We start from the raw sequence: 14,501 nt of genomic DNA on the forward strand, positions 1-14,501 counted from the left end.
GATCTTGAAGGATGTATGCGCTTTCGATAGTCTGACGCTACTTGGTCATTCCCGCTATTCGTCACCCTGAAGAAAACGAATCGCCAGCGTCAATTTGCCGAGGGAACGGACCGAGTGAGGAGCGCGGATCAACTGAAACGCGTGGGGAGCATTGTCTTGGCGCAAGAACGCGTGGTTCAGGTCCTGGACACCGGATTGCCAAGGAAGGGCTGGAGAACAACACTGGGCTTCCGACTGCCGTCCCGGGGTTTCACGCTCATCGAGCTGCTCGTGGTCATTGCGATCATCGGTCTGCTCATCAGTATCCTGCTGCCGGCGCTGGGGCGGGCACGCGGGCAGGCCAAATCGACGGTGTGCCTGACGAACCTGCGAACAATCGGGCAGGGCATTTCCCTCTACGCCAACGACAACGCCGGCGTGCTTCCACCCGGCCGCTTGCCCAAGGTCGATGACTGCAACGTGACCGTGAAGATCGAGGGCGGCAAGAAATACCGCCCCACGTTCCTGGCGATCCTCGGCAGCGCCGTCGGGGTCCCGGCATTTGACGATCCCCAAACCTGCAACGATGACGTGGACCGCTTCGGCGAGAGCGGCGGCCGCCAGAACTATAGCAGCAATGTGTACGTGTGCCCGGCCGTCTCCGACTGGCGAGACGAGCGTAATGGCGCTTACGGCTGGAATTACCAGTTCCTGGGCAACTCGCGTCTTCGCGATGAGAACCGCCTCCGATCCTACAAGAACTGGCCCGTGCCGCTTTCGCGCATTGGTTTCACCAGTTCCACCGTGGCCGCCGGTGACAGCATGGGAACCGCCGCGTCGTTCCCGCTGCGCAAGCGGGGGCAATACGAGGACAACGCCCGCGATGTCGATCGCTACGGGAACGAAGGCTTCAATCTCGATCCACCCCGGGTGGATGATCAGCGCGGCGAAATGGCCGACCTGGATCACAGCCCACCGGCTCGATCGGCCGTTCACCCCCGGCATGGCGACAAGGGCAGCGTGCTCTGGGTGGACGGACACGCCGGCGGTCAGACACTGGAATCGCTGGGGTACGACGTAGCCGAGGACGGGATCATCGGGTTCGAGGGCAACAACAAGATGTGGTCGGGCTTGGGCCGAGACGTCGCCTGGACCGTCGACGGAATCCAGTAGCAGAACTGCTGCAAACTACAGAAGAACACCCGAGCCACCGCGCGAAATCGGTGACTCGGGTGCCTTGTTTCTCCGTATGAAGTCTGGGGCTACTGCGTTCGCTCCAGTTCTTCATTGATGATGGCCTTGAACGCATCGAACGGCTGCGCTCCGGAAAGAAACCGGCCGTTGATGAAGAACGCCGGCGTACCCGTCACGCCCAGTTCCCGGCCCCGAGACATGTCCTTCTCGATCTCGGACTGATATTCCTTCGAGTTATAGCACTCGTTGAACTTGTTCATGTCCAGACCGATGTCCTGTGCGTAGCTCTTGAGATTCTCATCCTCGAGCGCCCGCTGATTGCCAAAGAGCTTGTCGTGGTAATCCCAGAATTTGCCCTGCTCGTTGGCGCACTGGGCGGCAAGCGCCGCGGGCATGGCCCGGTTGTGCATGGGCAGAATGAAATCGCGGAAGGAGATCCGGACCTTGTCGCCGTACGTATCCTCAATCTGCTTGAGCGTAGGACCGACGCGCGAACAGAATGGGCACTGGAAGTCGGAAAATTCCACGATGGTGACCGGTGCGTCGCTGGGGCCCTTGACGGGGTCGTTCGGACCCACGGCCACCTGGAGGCGGGGCGGCTCGAGATTCACGCGAACGCTCGCATTGGCCTTGACCTCCGCCAGCAGCGCGTTCTTCGCGGAACCCTGTCGCTGCGTCTGGAGATACTGGCGGATCTGGCCCGCGATCTGCTCCAGCGTGCGCCCGCCCATTCGGGCCTGGTTCTGGTTGTAGAACGCCTCCACCTCGGCGTCGGTGATATCGCCGGCCTTCTCCGCGATGCGCTGCTCGACATACGTATCGACCGGCACGTTCTTCGCCTTCGCTTCCGGCTTGAGCAGCGTCTCCAGGATCAGGTCGTCCAACGCATCCTTGCGGGCGCTGTACAGATCCTGGGCGAGCTTGGCGTTGGTCTTCGCGATGTGTGTATCAAGCTCTGCATACGTAATCTTCTCGCCGCCGACCACAGCGGCCACGTTCGAATCTGCTTTCCCCGTTTGAGCCGAGGCACTCGTCGTCACGGCCGCGATGATCGCTCCGGCGACTGTCCAGTTCGTCAGACTTCGGGTCATTCGCATCCAAACACTCTCCTTTCAGGTTTGCATTCCATTGGAGGACAACAGAACCGGGCACAAGCCCGATCCCCGCAATTCCACCCGGCGGCGCCCAAGCCGGTCTCCCCCGTGCGTGCAACGATCAAAAAACAACGGCACCCGATCCGCTGGTCGATACCGGCGAATCGGGTGCCGTGATTCTCTGATGGCGAGTGACTGACTACTGGGCTCGAGCCAGCTCCTCGTCGATGATGGCCTTGAACGCATCGAACGGCTGGGCTCCGGACAGGAACCGGCCGTTGATGAAGAACGCCGGCGTGCCTGTCACGCCGAGTGCCCGCCCTTCGGCTACGTCCGTGTCGATGTCTGACTGGTATTTCTTCGAATTGTAGCATTCGTTGAATTTGTCCATGTCCAGACCGACGTCTTGGGCATAGGTCCTGAGATTGTCGTCCTCGAGAGCGCGCTGATTCTCAAACAGCTTGTCGTGATACTCCCAGAACTTGCCCTGCTCGTTGGCGCAGTCGGCAGCCAGGGCTGCCGGCGTTGCTCGGTTGTGCATCGGAAGCGGGAAGTGGCGGAAGACGAAGCGAACCTTGTCGCCGTACGTCTCCTTGACCTGCTGAAGGGTCGGACCGACCCTGGAGCAGAACGGTCACTGAAACTCCGAAAACTCGACGATGGTGACCGGTGCGTCCTTAGGTCCTCTCGTCGGGTCATTGGGGCCGACCGCAACCTGAAGACGAGGCGGCTCGAGATTCACACGCACGTTCGTATTGGCCTTGAGCTCCGCCAACAGCGCGCTCTTGGCCGAACCCTGCCGCTGCGTCTGGAGGTACTGGCGGATCTGGCCCGCAATCTGCTCCAGTGTGCGCCCGCCCATTCGAGCCTGGTTCTGGTTGTAGAACGCCTCCACCTCGGCGTCGGTGATATCGCCGGCCTTCTCCGCAATGCGCTGCTCGACATAGGCCTCGACCGGCACGCCCTTCGCCTTTGCTTCCGGTTTGAGCAGCGTCTCCAGGATCACGTCGTCCAACGCATCCTTGCGGGCGTTGTACAGATCCTGGGCGAGCTTGGCGTTGGTCTTCGCGATATGTGTATCAAGCTCTGCATACGTAATCTTCTCGCCGCCGACCACAGCGGCCACGTTCGGGTCTGCATTCCCCGATAGACCCCAGGCGGCGGTCGTTGAGGTTGCCACGAGCAACCCCACGAAAACCGTCCGGGTCAATAACCGTCGAACTTCTTGCATGCGCGCACTCTCCTTTCAATTGGACGTACTTGTTGAGCTTACCAGATCCAGCGGCGATGCCAAATCCTGCTTGGTCCTTCGATGCGAGAATCGGCACTCAATCGCGGGTTCTCCGCGTCACAGCCTCGTCACGACCGCCCGTCCTGACCCTCCTCCGTGACAATGGCGACCAGGCGCTGTTCCGTACGCAGGGGGGCATCGGCGTCGGGCGGGCACTGAATGGAGCCGTCGGGAAGCTCGATGGCAATCACCTGAATGCCGAACTGCCGCCGGAAGTCCGACTCCCGCAAAGACTTGCCCACCGCCTGTAACGGGACGAGCAACCGCTGGATGTTTTCCCGCTTGCGCGATGATACCCCCATGACGATCTGGTCGAGCTTCTCTTCGTGCTCGATTACACCCAGTCCCGCATGCTCGGAGAGCAGTGCGGCCCGCATGGCGTCAAACTCGCGGCGCACCGCCTCGTACACGTCCGCCCGGGTCATCATGCCCAGGAAGCGACGCTCGCGATCGCGCGAAACCACCGGCAGCACGATGTGGTTCTCCCGGCTCATCATCGCCAGCGCATGATAGGCGTCGTCGTCCGGATATACCGTAGTAAGTTCGTGCGTCATCATATCCGCGGCGATGATGACCTCGGCCGCGCCCGGTTCTTCCATGATGCGCTCAATATCCGGTACCGAAATGAGCCCCGCGATGCGCCCATTGTCCGTGACCGCGAACACCGGTCGCGTTCCCGGGCGGATACGCGCCACCATGTCGCTCAGCGTCGCATCAGGCCGCACCGTCTCCGCCCAGTCGGTCCGGACCAGATCCTGGACGTGCCACTGCTCGAGCATGTGGACGATGGCGTCGCCAGCATGAACGGGCGAATCGGCCGCGCTGCGGACCTGTTCGTCATTCAGTCCCCAGCGCCGTCCCACGACGTACGATGTTACGCAGACCAGCATGAGCGGAACGATCAGCTCGTAGCTGCCCGTCATTTCCGTCACCATCACGAGCGACGCCAGCGGTATGCGCATGCTGGCGGCAAGGACGCCGGCCATGCCCACCGGAATCAGCGCTCGGCGGAGATTCTCGGGATCGGATGTGAACAGCTCCGGACCGACCGCCTGAATCAGCGCGCCAAGCACCGCGCCCGTCGCTCCGCCGATGAACACGGCCGGTCCCAGTACGCCGCCGGACGCGCCCGACCCGATGGTCAGACCCGTTGCCACGCATTTCGCCAGTGCCACGGCACCGAACAGCAGTGCCCACCACCACCAGGACGCCGCCTGAAATCCGCCGGTGAAATTGCCGTCCATGGCGTTTCGAATGAAGTAGTACTGACCGTCCATGACCTGCGGCAGTGCGCACGCAACCAGTCCCGTGGCCAGACCGCCCAGCGCCGGCGTCAGCCAGGACGGCAGTCTGGATCGCAGGGCGATTCGCTCCACGCCCACGAGGGCGTAACGGTACACAGCGCAAAAGAGCCCACAGAGCGGACCCAGGACCGCATACGGGATGAGCTCCATCGGGGACCGGAACACCAGCAGGTCGGCCTCTTCGAACAGGTGTTGTCCGTAACCGACGAATTTGAGGTTCAGGGTATACCCGTAAATCGAGTAACCGATGACCGAGGCGACGAACGCCGGCACGATGGCATCGGTCTCGAAATCCGGGTCACGGTACAGCACGCCGGTGGCGAAAAGGGCTCCGCCGAGCGGGCACTGGAAAATGGCGCCCACACCGGCCCCGCAACCGGCGAGCAGCATAATTCGCCGTTCGCGCGGCGTGAGCGTAAACACGCGCCCCAGCGCCGAGCCGATGGCCGCGCCCAGCGCCGCGATCGGCCCCTCCGGACCGGCCGAACCGCCGCACGAAATGACCCCGATCGAAGCCGCCGCCTTGACCACCGGCCCGCGGATGCGCATCACGCCGCCTTCGCGGTGGAACGCGCGAATCAGCAGGTCCGTGCCCTGCCCCCGGACGCTGGGGCAGAGCCAGTAAACGATCAGCCCCGACGCCAGGCCGCCCAGCGCTGGAAGAATGAGCAATTCAGGGCGGAAATTGAGTACGTCAGCCCCCCCGGGATGCGCGAATCGTCCGATCAGCAGTTCGCTTCCGAAGTGCAGGCCAAGCTCGAGCAGGCGCGCAGCGATACCCGCGAGAGCCCCAACGATGACGGAGAGCCCCAGCAGCCGACCCCATCGTGCGAGAGGAGTCGGCAGACGCACGAGCAGGTCCTGCAAGAATGCGAATTCCCTGGCCATGACTCTTGCAATTTCGAGCAGGAATGACCGGAAGTTCAGTCGCGCCGGTCCATCCCGGCAACCGTAGGTCCATGAGGCAGTTCAGGCAACAGGTACGCGAAGTCCGGCGCTGCCGCTGGGGCACTGACTGCCGGCTAGAGGATACCCATCAGAATCAACAAGCCCAGAAGAAAGCAGTACGGGGCGAAATAATGAAGCTTCGCCCGGCGGACGACCGCCAGGAGCAGGAGCAGCGCTCCCAGACCGACCAGAAATGAGACGCCCGCGCCCAGCAGAATCGGATTCCATGCAAGGGCCTCGAGCTCCTCGGCCGGTAACCTGACGGTATCTTTGAATTTGATGAGCGACGCCCCAGCAATGGCCGGCACGGCGATCAGAAAGCTGAACTCCGCAGCCCAGCGAGGACGCAGGCCCAGCAACAGCGCCGTGCAGATCGTTGCCCCGCTTCTGGAAATACCCGGCAGAATGGCCACCCCTTGGGCGACACCCACTGCTCCCGCCTGCCAGCCGCGAAAGGACCGCCATCCTCGGCGCGGACGGGGAGCGACTGCGGTGAGCGCCAACAACACTGCGGTTGCCAGCAGCGCCCCGCCGATCCAGGACGGTTTGCCGAACGCCGCTTCAAGATCGTCCTTGAAAACCAATCCGATGATCGCCGTCGGAATCGACGCAACAATTCCCAGAGTCAACAGGCGCAACGCAATCTTCGAACGCCGGGGGCGATCGGGCGTGTCGGGCGTCGAATTGCCCGAAATCGCAGCGCGGAGGAACAGGCGGATGGGACGTCGAAACACAATCAGAACGGCCGCGAGCGTGCCCAGATGGGCCAGGACGTCAAAAAGGAGCAATCCGGGCGAATCCGGGTCGAGTCCCATCCACCGCTGGGTGATGGCCAGATGGGCGCTGCTGCTGACCGGCAGAAACTCGGTCAGACCCTGGACGACACCCAGGATGAGCGCGTGCGTAAAGGTGAGCTCGGTCACCGGGACTGGCCCTGCGTGAGAAACTCGCGGGACCGGGCGAGGTATTGGAGTGTGGACAGCGCCGTAACCAGCACCGTCAGCCAAACCACGATGCGCTTGACCCATGTGGCCCATTCGCCGGCGGACCACGTCTGCTCATGAGCCACCAGCAGGAGAACGGTCGGCGCGGCGATGCTCTGCATCCACATCTTGATTTTGCCGTGGAGCGAGGCGGCGAAGGACTTGCCCATGGATTCGCTGAAGCCCCGCAAACCGGTGACGAGCAGTTCTCGACCGACGATGACCACGACCATCCACGGTGCCATTTCCGTCACGTTGCGGCCATCGACCCCGACGAAATTGCTCCCGATAAAGAAGATGAACGCGCCGCAGATGAGCACCTTGTCCACGAAGGGGTCGAGCACGCGACCCAGTGGTGTTACCTCCCCGCGCGAGCGGGCGAGGTAACCATCAAGGAAATCGGTCGCGGCGGCCACGATGAAGAGCGCCGTGGCGATGTCGAGGATCCACGGATTCGGTTCACGGTGGTTGTATTGCGCCAGAAGTATGAAGAAGACGATGGCCAGCACGAGGCGGGCGAGCGTGATGCGATTGGGCAGGTTCAGCGAAGCGCTCATGAGCTCAGGACGGGCAATTTAACCTGCAGCGGCCGGGCAACCAGATCGTAATCCGCTCGCCTCAGGCATCGAACCTCGACAAACTCGCCGGGCCGGGCGTCACTGTCCACGAGGCGGGTGATGCTGTCCACCCCGGGTGCCTGACCCTCATGCCGGGCGATCGACGCCCCGTCCGGCAAACACTCATCGACCAGCACGGGGAATTCCCGCCCGATTCTCTCCTCCGCGAGGGCGAATGCAACCTCCTGCTGGGCGAGCATCAACGCCTCGACGCGATCCTGCTTGACGCTGTCCGATATCTGCTCCTTCATTCGACCGGCCGGTGTGTCCGGCTCCAGCGAATACGGAAAGACGCCCAACGCATCGAAGCGGAAGTCGCGGATGAAATCCACGAGCTCCCGGAACTCGGCCTCGGTTTCCCCGGGGAATCCGGCGATCATGGTCGTACGGACGGACACCCCGGGAATCCGCTCGCGGATGCGCTCCAGCAGTGATTCCGTCGTCCGCCGGTCCACCCGGCGGTGCATCCCCTTGAGTACCCGATCGTTGATGTGCTGAAGGGGGATATCGATGTACTTGCAGACGCGCTCGCATTCGGCGATGGCGTCGATCATTTCGTCCGTGAACACCGACGGGTACACGTACATCAGGCGGATCCAGGCCAGCCCGTCGACGTCGTTCAGGCGCCGTAGCAGCCCGGCCAACCCTCCTTCGATGGCGTCCTCGCCAAGACCATAGCTGGTGGTGTCCTGCCCGATCAGGCTGATTTCTACGACGCCGTCGCTGACCAGCTCCCGGGCTTCGTGCAGGACGACTTCAGGCGGCTTGCAGTGCATCCGCCCGCGGATGGCGGGGATCGTGCAGAAGGTGCATTTCTGGTCGCAGCCCTCGCTGATCCGCAGATACGCATAGTGTTGCGGGGTGAGTCGCAGCCGGGCGGTATCCAACTGCACGAACGGATGGTAGTCGGACAGGAATACGTCGGGAGTCGATGCGCCACGCCGCTTCTGCCGTCGCCCGTTGCCGGGGGAGCCGTCAGCATTATGCCCCAGAACCGCCCGAACGATGTCATCCCGGTTGTTCACGCCCACGAGGGCATCGACTCCCGGCAGCCGGTCGAGGATTGCCTGCTGGTCACGCTGCACTAGGCACCCCGCGACGACCACCCGCCGCAGGCTCCCATCGGTTTTCCGGGCCAGTGCCTCGGCAATGACCTCGTCGGCTTCGACGCGTGAGGCGTCCAGGAATCCACAGGTGTTCACCACGAGCACGTCCGCTTCGCTCTCGTCGCCGGTGAGCAGGCAGCCGGCCTCGACGAGCTGCCCGAGCATCTTCTCGGAGTCGACGAGGTTCTTGGCGCAACCCAGCGAGACAAAGGCCACGCGGGGGGGAAGATCTGATTTTCTGCGGTGTTTCGCCATGTAATTTCCCGGCCGACCAGTGTAACCGATGCCCCCTCCGGGGGGAAACGCGTCCGGAGGCGCGCAACGGGCGTCCGGCGGCGGGGCAACTGCGGATTCCGATGGCGACCACGCCCAACGCCTTTTTCAGCATGGAAACGGTCGGTGCCGCAACGGAGGGCGATACCACACGATTCGACGACCGGCCGGTGTGCGCCCGTCGCGGTGACAGGACAGTGGCATTACTCCCGCACCTGATAACGGCCCTGCGCACCTGATCAGCTTTCCCGGTGTCGCCCAAAAAAGCAGGCCCGGTGGGGTGGACCGGGCCTTGGGGGAAACCGACCCATGGGGGGACGGGTCGGTAAGTGGACGTTGGTTGTTAAGACGAGATCATGCCCGCGATTGCGTCGTGAATCAAGTGTAATCTTTGCAAAAAACGCATTCGGCAAAAACTGCGCATCAAATGTTGCCGAGTTCGTTTCCGGCTCCTAGGCTGTGAAATGTCCAGGACATCTCGTCTCCCTATTTTCTTCTACGTCCCGGCAGGGCGGGAGGTTCACCGACCGTGATCCAGTGTGAAACATGTGAATATTTCCATCGCGGAGCGGACGGCAAGCCGCGCCTGATGTGCGACCCATTCGCCACCATCAAAGAACCTGAATGTCTTGCCAAATGGCAGCTTGTTCGACTGCAGTCCATTGCCGATTCCCACGAGGCCACCCTGGCCATGTATCGCCGATTCGCGCCGCTTCAAGAGAAGCTATTCCGTCATGTCGAACGCGAGATCGAAGACGCCGAGGACGCCGACCGGTGGAAATACGACGCCGACGACCCCGATGACGAGGACGATCGGGATGATCCCTTTCGCGTGTAGGCACTGCGGGAGAACCCCAAGCCCCAGCCCGCCGCGTTATCATACGTCGAATATCGGCGAGACTTCGTAGCGTGAAGCGTGATGCACCGGGTACGAGCGTCCGATGGCCGCGTGCTGGGCGCCCATGGCCAGGTCCGGGTGATTGTTGTCGGCGCTGAGGTGAGCGACGGCCACCCACGCCGGAAGACGCCGCCCGCAGGCACGGAGCATCGTGGCCGCCTGGTCATTGGACAAGTGCCCGCGGCCTCCGCGAATGCGCTCCTTCAGCGCCCACGGATAACTCCCGTATTCGAGCATGTCCCAGTCATAGTTGCTTTCCAGGTATGCGCCGTGTACGGACTCCAGGATCGCCTGAAGCCCCGGAAACACGTGCCCCAGATCGGTGAGGATTCCCAAACGACGGTTCTCATGCTCGATGACGAATGCGACACCGTCGGCGGCATCGTGTGCGGTGGGAATCGTGTGCACGCGGACGTCACCGAACTCCAGCACGTCGCCCGATTGAAAGTAACGCACGTCGGACAGCCGCCCCAATCTGCACCAGGTTGCGCGCTGCGTCTGCGGTGTAATGTAGATCGGCAGGCCGAATTTCCGCTGGTAAATGCCCGCGCATCGGATGTGATCCGTATGATCGTGGGAAATAATGAGGGCATCGACTTCGCGGATGTCCCGCCCGTGGGCGGCCATGCGACGCTCGGCCGTATTCCCGGCGATGCCCGCATCGAACAGCAGGCGCACGCCGCCCGCCTCGACGTAGATGGCGTTGCCGTTGGAGCCCGATTGGAGTGAGAAGGTCAGCACGGCCGGGCATTGTAAGGCCTTGGCGTGTGCTTGCCAGTCGCGGCGGGAATCGACGTGCTCTGCCGCACCTGACGCGGCAGCCCGATCAGCGATACGATGATCCGTAATGGATCCGTCCGACGCATCATCTGCCCTGCCGCCCACCGCCGCGCAGCCCGCGCCGCAGGAACCGGATGTACCGCTTTGCGAGCCGCGTGCTCCGCGAGTCCGGGGGTGGGAGTACGTCGTCCTCGTCGTCGTTGCAGCGGTGCTGGTTGCGTTCCGCCTGCACGCCTGGCTGCTCCCCCTCGAAGCTGACGAATGCAATTACGCTTACATCGGCGCCCGCCTGCTGGAGGGCAAACAGTTATACGTCGATGTCTGGGACCACCAGCCGTGGGGCGTGTTCGCCCTGGTGGCGGGCACCATCGCTTTGTTCGGCGATCATCCCGAGGTCTTTCGATCGCTATCCCTGATTTTTTCCCTGGCGACAATGGTTCTGGTTTTCGGCGTGACGCGCCGCGTAGCTTCGTCGTGGGCGGCGGTGATTGCGGCGCTGGTGTTCGCCATCGTCTCTTCTGACCCGGGGACGGCCGGCGAGGGCTGCAACCGCGAAATCTACATGAACGCCCTGATTCTCGCGGCATGGTATCTGGCGCTGCGGTGGGGCTCGAAGAACGCGGGTGGTGCCGCGCTGTTGCTTGCCGCAGGGGTGTCGCTCGGATTGGCGTCCACGATCAAGACCGTCGTCGCGGCGCAATGGCTGGCATTGGCGTTCTGGGTCGGCGGTGTGGCCGCGTTTCGCGGGCGCGGAACCCGAGAACAACGCGACGGCGCGAACGTCACGAACGTCGTCTCATCCATCCTGCTCTTCGGTCTAGGTCCCCTGGCCATCTGGATCCTCACCGGAGCGTACTTTGGTCTTACCGGCCGGTGGGAGGAATTCATCGACGCCGTTTTCCTATTCAACCTCAGTTACAGCGACGACAGCGGCGGACTCCTCTCGCGATTCGCGACGTTCTTCCACCCCCCTCATCCATTCACTTTTCAAAGCGCTTTACCCGTGTGGGCCGCGCTGGTGGCGGCAGTCATCTGGATCGGGATCGCGGTCGCCTCCGGCCGGAGGCGCGGTTACGGCGCGTTGTTGTTGCTGGCAGTTTCGTCTTTTGTGGCGGTGTGCATGCCCGGCAAGTTCTGGCCCCATTACTATTATCTGATGATTCCGGTGGGGGCGATCGCGGCCGGTCTGATCTCCGATCGTGGGGTCGTTGCGCTTCAGAGCGCCCTGCGCAAGCTCGCGGGACCCTGGCATCGGATCGCGATGGCGCTCTACGTGGTGATTCCCGCCTGGGCGCTGACCACCCAATACAACCATTATCTAAGCCAGTCGCTCTACGGCATCACCTTCAAGCGGTACAACTCGCGGGATTTCTGGAGCCGGGCCCAGGGGGAAAACGCGGCCCGGGCAACACTGCCCGATGACAAGATCTTCGTTTTCAGCAACGACGCGTGCATCTACTACTATTCCGACCGCCGCTGTGCCTCGCGCTACACGATGGCCACAGGACTGGACATCAACCGCGAGGGTGCCCCCGGCCGCTGGCGAATCCTCCTCGATGAACTCCGGGCCGATCCACCTCGCCTGATCCTCCTGCTGTTCGATTTCGCCCCGGGACCGGGCTGGCCCGAGTTCCTGAAAGAGCATTACGGCGAGCCCGTTGGCTACGATCTGGGCGACTGCACTGGCGAAGTGATCATGCTCGTATTGCCCCCCAGGGGGCTGCCCACGGAGCCTATCGCCGACATCGACTGGAACTGGGACCGCCGCAGCATCGGCGGCTGGTGCGTCAAGCTTCCTCCAATTCCGCGGCAGTGATTCTGCCGGCAATCTTGACCGCGACGCCTTGATCGCCTGTAATCGCCTCTGAACCGCTTGGCATGGAGGCGTACGCTCCGGTCCCGCAAACCATGGTCTTTGGAGACGCCTGCGGCGAACGGGCAGGAGGCCCGTGACATGTCCCGACGCCCCAATACGCGCAGCACTGGCCGGCGAAAGCGCCGCGTTCGTCCGAATCGACCGCGTCGAGCTCCCGGCTCGCCACGCGCGGGGAGCCCCGCACCGTCCGAAAGGCTGGCGCCCGGCACTGGCACCATTGCCCCGCGGCGCTTTGAGCCGGATCCGCCCCGAGTTTCCGAAGATTTCCGTGCGGTCACGGCCGCGCGCTCAGGTCAGCGCATCGCTTCGCTGCACGATTATCTTGCGATGGGGATCGCCTTGCTCGTCGGCGCCGCGACGGCCTGCCTGGTTCTGGCCGCCGGCGGTCTGTTGCCCGCGCTGGTGGCACCTCGACCGTTTGCACCGCGCCTGGTTGCGGTAGGTATTCTGGTTGCGCTGGCCCTGGGCATGCGCATCCCGGGGCGGACGATCCTGTGGGGATTTCGGCGCATCTGGAGGGCCCAGGCGCCGGATCGCGCGTCCAGGGGCGTGACCCGACTCATGCTTCGCGTCAACGCGCCCGATGCCCGTTTGTTGTGGACGTCGCTTTCCGTCGTTCTGCTTCTTGCTGGTTTGGGCATGCTGCTCGTTCGTTCGCAACTCCGGCTGGCGCTGCCGGTCTACACGTCGTTGCATACGCACTTCGTCTGGTCGTCATTGCCGCTGTACATGCTTCACATCGTGCTGGCGATCGTCATGCTGCTGCCGCAGGGCCTGTTGGTTGGAACGCTCATTTCACTCGTGCATCGCTTGTTGGATCAGCGCCGCGGTGCAACATTGTGGCTGTTCCTGGTCGGGGCGCTTGTGGGCGTTCTTTCCATGTCCCTGGTCTCGGCCGATACAGGTATCTTCCCGTTGGCCGCGGCGGCGGTTCTGCTTCTTGGAGCCATCGTATCCGCGGGCGTGGCATCAGGACCTGCCCTTGAAGCCAACGACAAACAGTCCACGTTTGCCCGGATCGCGCTGCCCGCCTACAGCGAGGGACGGCGCCGGTGGCTGACCGTCGGAATCGTCGGACCCCCGTGCGCCGCGGTGTGGATGATCGCCACAATGACGCGCTGGCCGGTGCCCGGCGAGATCCTGATTCTCTCGGTGGGCGCCGCGCTGCTTGCGGTTCTGACCTGCCAATTCGTCTTGCTTGGGCGAGATGACGCGATCGGTAACGCGCCGGTGCGTTGCGGGTGGGGATGCGGAGTGGGCGCGGCCCTGGCGATTCTCGCGGCGCTCATATCGGGTCGGGCGGCTCACGCCTCGGGCACGATGTCCGGCGCCCTCGTTGCACTGATTGCCGCAGGCCTCTCCGCGGCAGGCATCGACCTCCTGCAAATGCGCCGCTCTTTCCTTTCGGGCGCGGCCCACTCCGATGCCGTCGATCGCCGAATGCTCGTCCGGGGTTTCCTTCTGACCGCGCTGGTGATTGGCGTGCTGGAGCCGCTCTGGGCTCGCGTGGCGAATACGCGCCTGGAACTCATGCTCCCTCCCGTGATGTTGATGTCGATCGCGGGCGTGATCGCAGCATTGGTGCGCTCCGAGTCCGCCTGGCCGGCGCGGATCGCAGCGCTGCGAGCCCGCGCCAGGCTCCTGCACTGGCGCCGGGCTTGAGAGAGCACCGCCGGACCGGGCCGGTTAATGGAACTGGGGGCATCGCACGACGCATTATTCCTTTCTGGAGAAGAAGAAATGGAAACCGGACGGAATGCCTTCTCGCTGCGCGGGTGGCCGCGGATGTTACTCGTCGGATTCGTCCTGGCCACGCTAATCCGGGTCTGGCTGGGACCGATAATCTCGGCTCCCACGGCCGTGGCACAGATTCCCGATGCCGGGGCCCAACGCATGCAGCTCCTCGAGGAGACCCGGAAGACGAACCAGCTCCTTACCGAGATTCGACAAATCCTCCTGACGCACACGTTCAACGTGCGTGCTGCGGGTGCCGATAACACCGGTACCGATAACTAGCGGCATGCGCCATGCTTACGACGGCGCCGCTGCCGCAGGTCCCGGCGCGAGCCGATCCTCGTGGCAGCCGAAGCGTGCCACGGCGATCCTCGTCGCCAGCGAGTCGGGATTCGTCTTGAGGCGCCGCTGAGCAAGCATGGCG

Annotated in this window: 12 protein-coding genes and 1 pseudogene; 5 read left to right on the top strand and 8 right to left on the bottom strand. The window is 63.4% G+C overall.

From position 1 onward, the window contains the following. Positions 1 to 195: 195 nt before the first annotated feature. Positions 196 to 1,152, top strand: coding sequence for a prepilin-type N-terminal cleavage/methylation domain-containing protein (locus J5J06_19650; protein MCO6439311.1), 957 nt, complete (start codon positions 196 to 198; stop codon positions 1,150 to 1,152). Positions 1,153 to 1,241: 89 nt separating this feature from the next. On the opposite strand, the gene J5J06_19655 is transcribed toward J5J06_19650, so the two are convergent. From J5J06_19655 to rimO, 7 genes and pseudogenes are all read right to left on the bottom strand, one after another. After that, a complete protein-coding gene (locus J5J06_19655) occupies positions 1,242 to 2,270 on the bottom strand; it encodes a thioredoxin domain-containing protein (protein ID MCO6439312.1) in 1,029 nt (342 codons plus the stop codon). A 196-nt stretch (positions 2,271 to 2,466) separates the two neighbouring features. Further along, positions 2,467 to 2,895 (bottom strand): annotated as a pseudogene (locus tag J5J06_19660) (thioredoxin domain-containing protein). Between the two features lie 6 nt (positions 2,896 to 2,901). After that, entirely contained in the window at positions 2,902 to 3,498 is a 597-nt protein-coding gene (locus J5J06_19665) for a SurA N-terminal domain-containing protein (GenBank protein ID MCO6439313.1), read from the bottom strand. A 128-nt stretch (positions 3,499 to 3,626) separates the two neighbouring features. Then, positions 3,627 to 5,750, bottom strand: coding sequence for a chloride channel protein (locus J5J06_19670; protein ID MCO6439314.1), 2,124 nt, complete (start codon positions 5,748 to 5,750; stop codon positions 3,627 to 3,629). 134 nt (positions 5,751 to 5,884) lie between these two features. After that, positions 5,885 to 6,733 carry an undecaprenyl-diphosphate phosphatase gene (locus tag J5J06_19675; GenBank protein MCO6439315.1) on the bottom strand — a complete coding sequence of 283 codons (849 nt, stop codon included), beginning with the start codon at positions 6,731 to 6,733 and terminating at the stop codon, positions 5,885 to 5,887. After that, positions 6,730 to 7,350 (bottom strand): CDP-diacylglycerol--glycerol-3-phosphate 3-phosphatidyltransferase, encoded by a 621-nt coding sequence (pgsA, locus tag J5J06_19680; GenBank protein MCO6439316.1) that lies wholly within the window; start codon positions 7,348 to 7,350, stop codon positions 6,730 to 6,732. Before pgsA ends, J5J06_19675 begins: the two co-directional genes overlap by 4 nt. Continuing rightward, positions 7,347 to 8,771: a 30S ribosomal protein S12 methylthiotransferase RimO gene (gene rimO / locus J5J06_19685; GenBank protein ID MCO6439317.1), complete on the bottom strand. Its 1,425-nt coding sequence runs from the start codon at positions 8,769 to 8,771 to the stop codon at positions 7,347 to 7,349. Before rimO ends, pgsA begins: the two co-directional genes overlap by 4 nt. 547 nt (positions 8,772 to 9,318) lie before the next feature. Between rimO and J5J06_19690 the strand changes: the two genes are divergently transcribed. Continuing rightward, positions 9,319 to 9,627, top strand: coding sequence for a hypothetical protein (locus J5J06_19690; protein ID MCO6439318.1), 309 nt, complete (start codon positions 9,319 to 9,321; stop codon positions 9,625 to 9,627). 39 nt (positions 9,628 to 9,666) lie between these two features. Here the strand turns inward: J5J06_19690 and J5J06_19695 are convergent, their stop codons facing one another. Next, positions 9,667 to 10,428 (bottom strand): MBL fold metallo-hydrolase, encoded by a 762-nt coding sequence (locus J5J06_19695; GenBank protein ID MCO6439319.1) that lies wholly within the window; start codon positions 10,426 to 10,428, stop codon positions 9,667 to 9,669. 106 nt (positions 10,429 to 10,534) lie between these two features. On the opposite strand from J5J06_19695, the gene J5J06_19700 reads away from it, so the two are divergent. From J5J06_19700 to J5J06_19710, 3 genes are all read left to right on the top strand, one after another. Beyond that, a complete protein-coding gene (locus tag J5J06_19700; protein MCO6439320.1) occupies positions 10,535 to 12,283 on the top strand; it encodes a glycosyltransferase family 39 protein in 1,749 nt (582 codons plus the stop codon). A 138-nt stretch (positions 12,284 to 12,421) separates the two neighbouring features. Further along, positions 12,422 to 14,005 carry a hypothetical protein gene (locus tag J5J06_19705; GenBank protein ID MCO6439321.1) on the top strand — a complete coding sequence of 528 codons (1,584 nt, stop codon included), beginning with the start codon at positions 12,422 to 12,424 and terminating at the stop codon, positions 14,003 to 14,005. 78 nt (positions 14,006 to 14,083) lie between these two features. Further along, positions 14,084 to 14,359, top strand: a complete 276-nt coding sequence (locus tag J5J06_19710) for a hypothetical protein (protein ID MCO6439322.1) — start codon at positions 14,084 to 14,086, stop codon at positions 14,357 to 14,359. The last annotated feature ends 142 nt before the right edge of the window (positions 14,360 to 14,501 follow it).

It is taken from the genome of Phycisphaerae bacterium (assembly GCA_024102815.1).
Taxonomy (GTDB): Bacteria; Planctomycetota; Phycisphaerae; order UBA1845; family UBA1845; genus JAGFJJ01.

What these genes read in the sequence shown, in the direction of transcription:
- J5J06_19705 (MCO6439321.1), top strand. Translation starts at nt 12,422, where the DNA reads ATGTCCCGACGCCCCAATACGCGCAGCACTGGCCGGCGAAAGCGCCGC.
- J5J06_19655 (MCO6439312.1), bottom strand. Translation starts at nt 2,270, where the DNA reads ATGCGAATGACCCGAAGTCTGACGAACTGGACAGTCGCCGGAGCGATC.
- rimO (MCO6439317.1), bottom strand. Translation starts at nt 8,771, where the DNA reads ATGGCGAAACACCGCAGAAAATCAGATCTTCCCCCCCGCGTGGCCTTT.
- pgsA (MCO6439316.1), bottom strand. Translation starts at nt 7,350, where the DNA reads ATGAGCGCTTCGCTGAACCTGCCCAATCGCATCACGCTCGCCCGCCTC.
- J5J06_19670 (MCO6439314.1), bottom strand. Translation starts at nt 5,750, where the DNA reads ATGGCCAGGGAATTCGCATTCTTGCAGGACCTGCTCGTGCGTCTGCCG.
- J5J06_19665 (MCO6439313.1), bottom strand. Translation starts at nt 3,498, where the DNA reads ATGCAAGAAGTTCGACGGTTATTGACCCGGACGGTTTTCGTGGGGTTG.
- J5J06_19710 (MCO6439322.1), top strand. Translation starts at nt 14,084, where the DNA reads ATGGAAACCGGACGGAATGCCTTCTCGCTGCGCGGGTGGCCGCGGATG.
- J5J06_19700 (MCO6439320.1), top strand. Translation starts at nt 10,535, where the DNA reads ATGGATCCGTCCGACGCATCATCTGCCCTGCCGCCCACCGCCGCGCAG.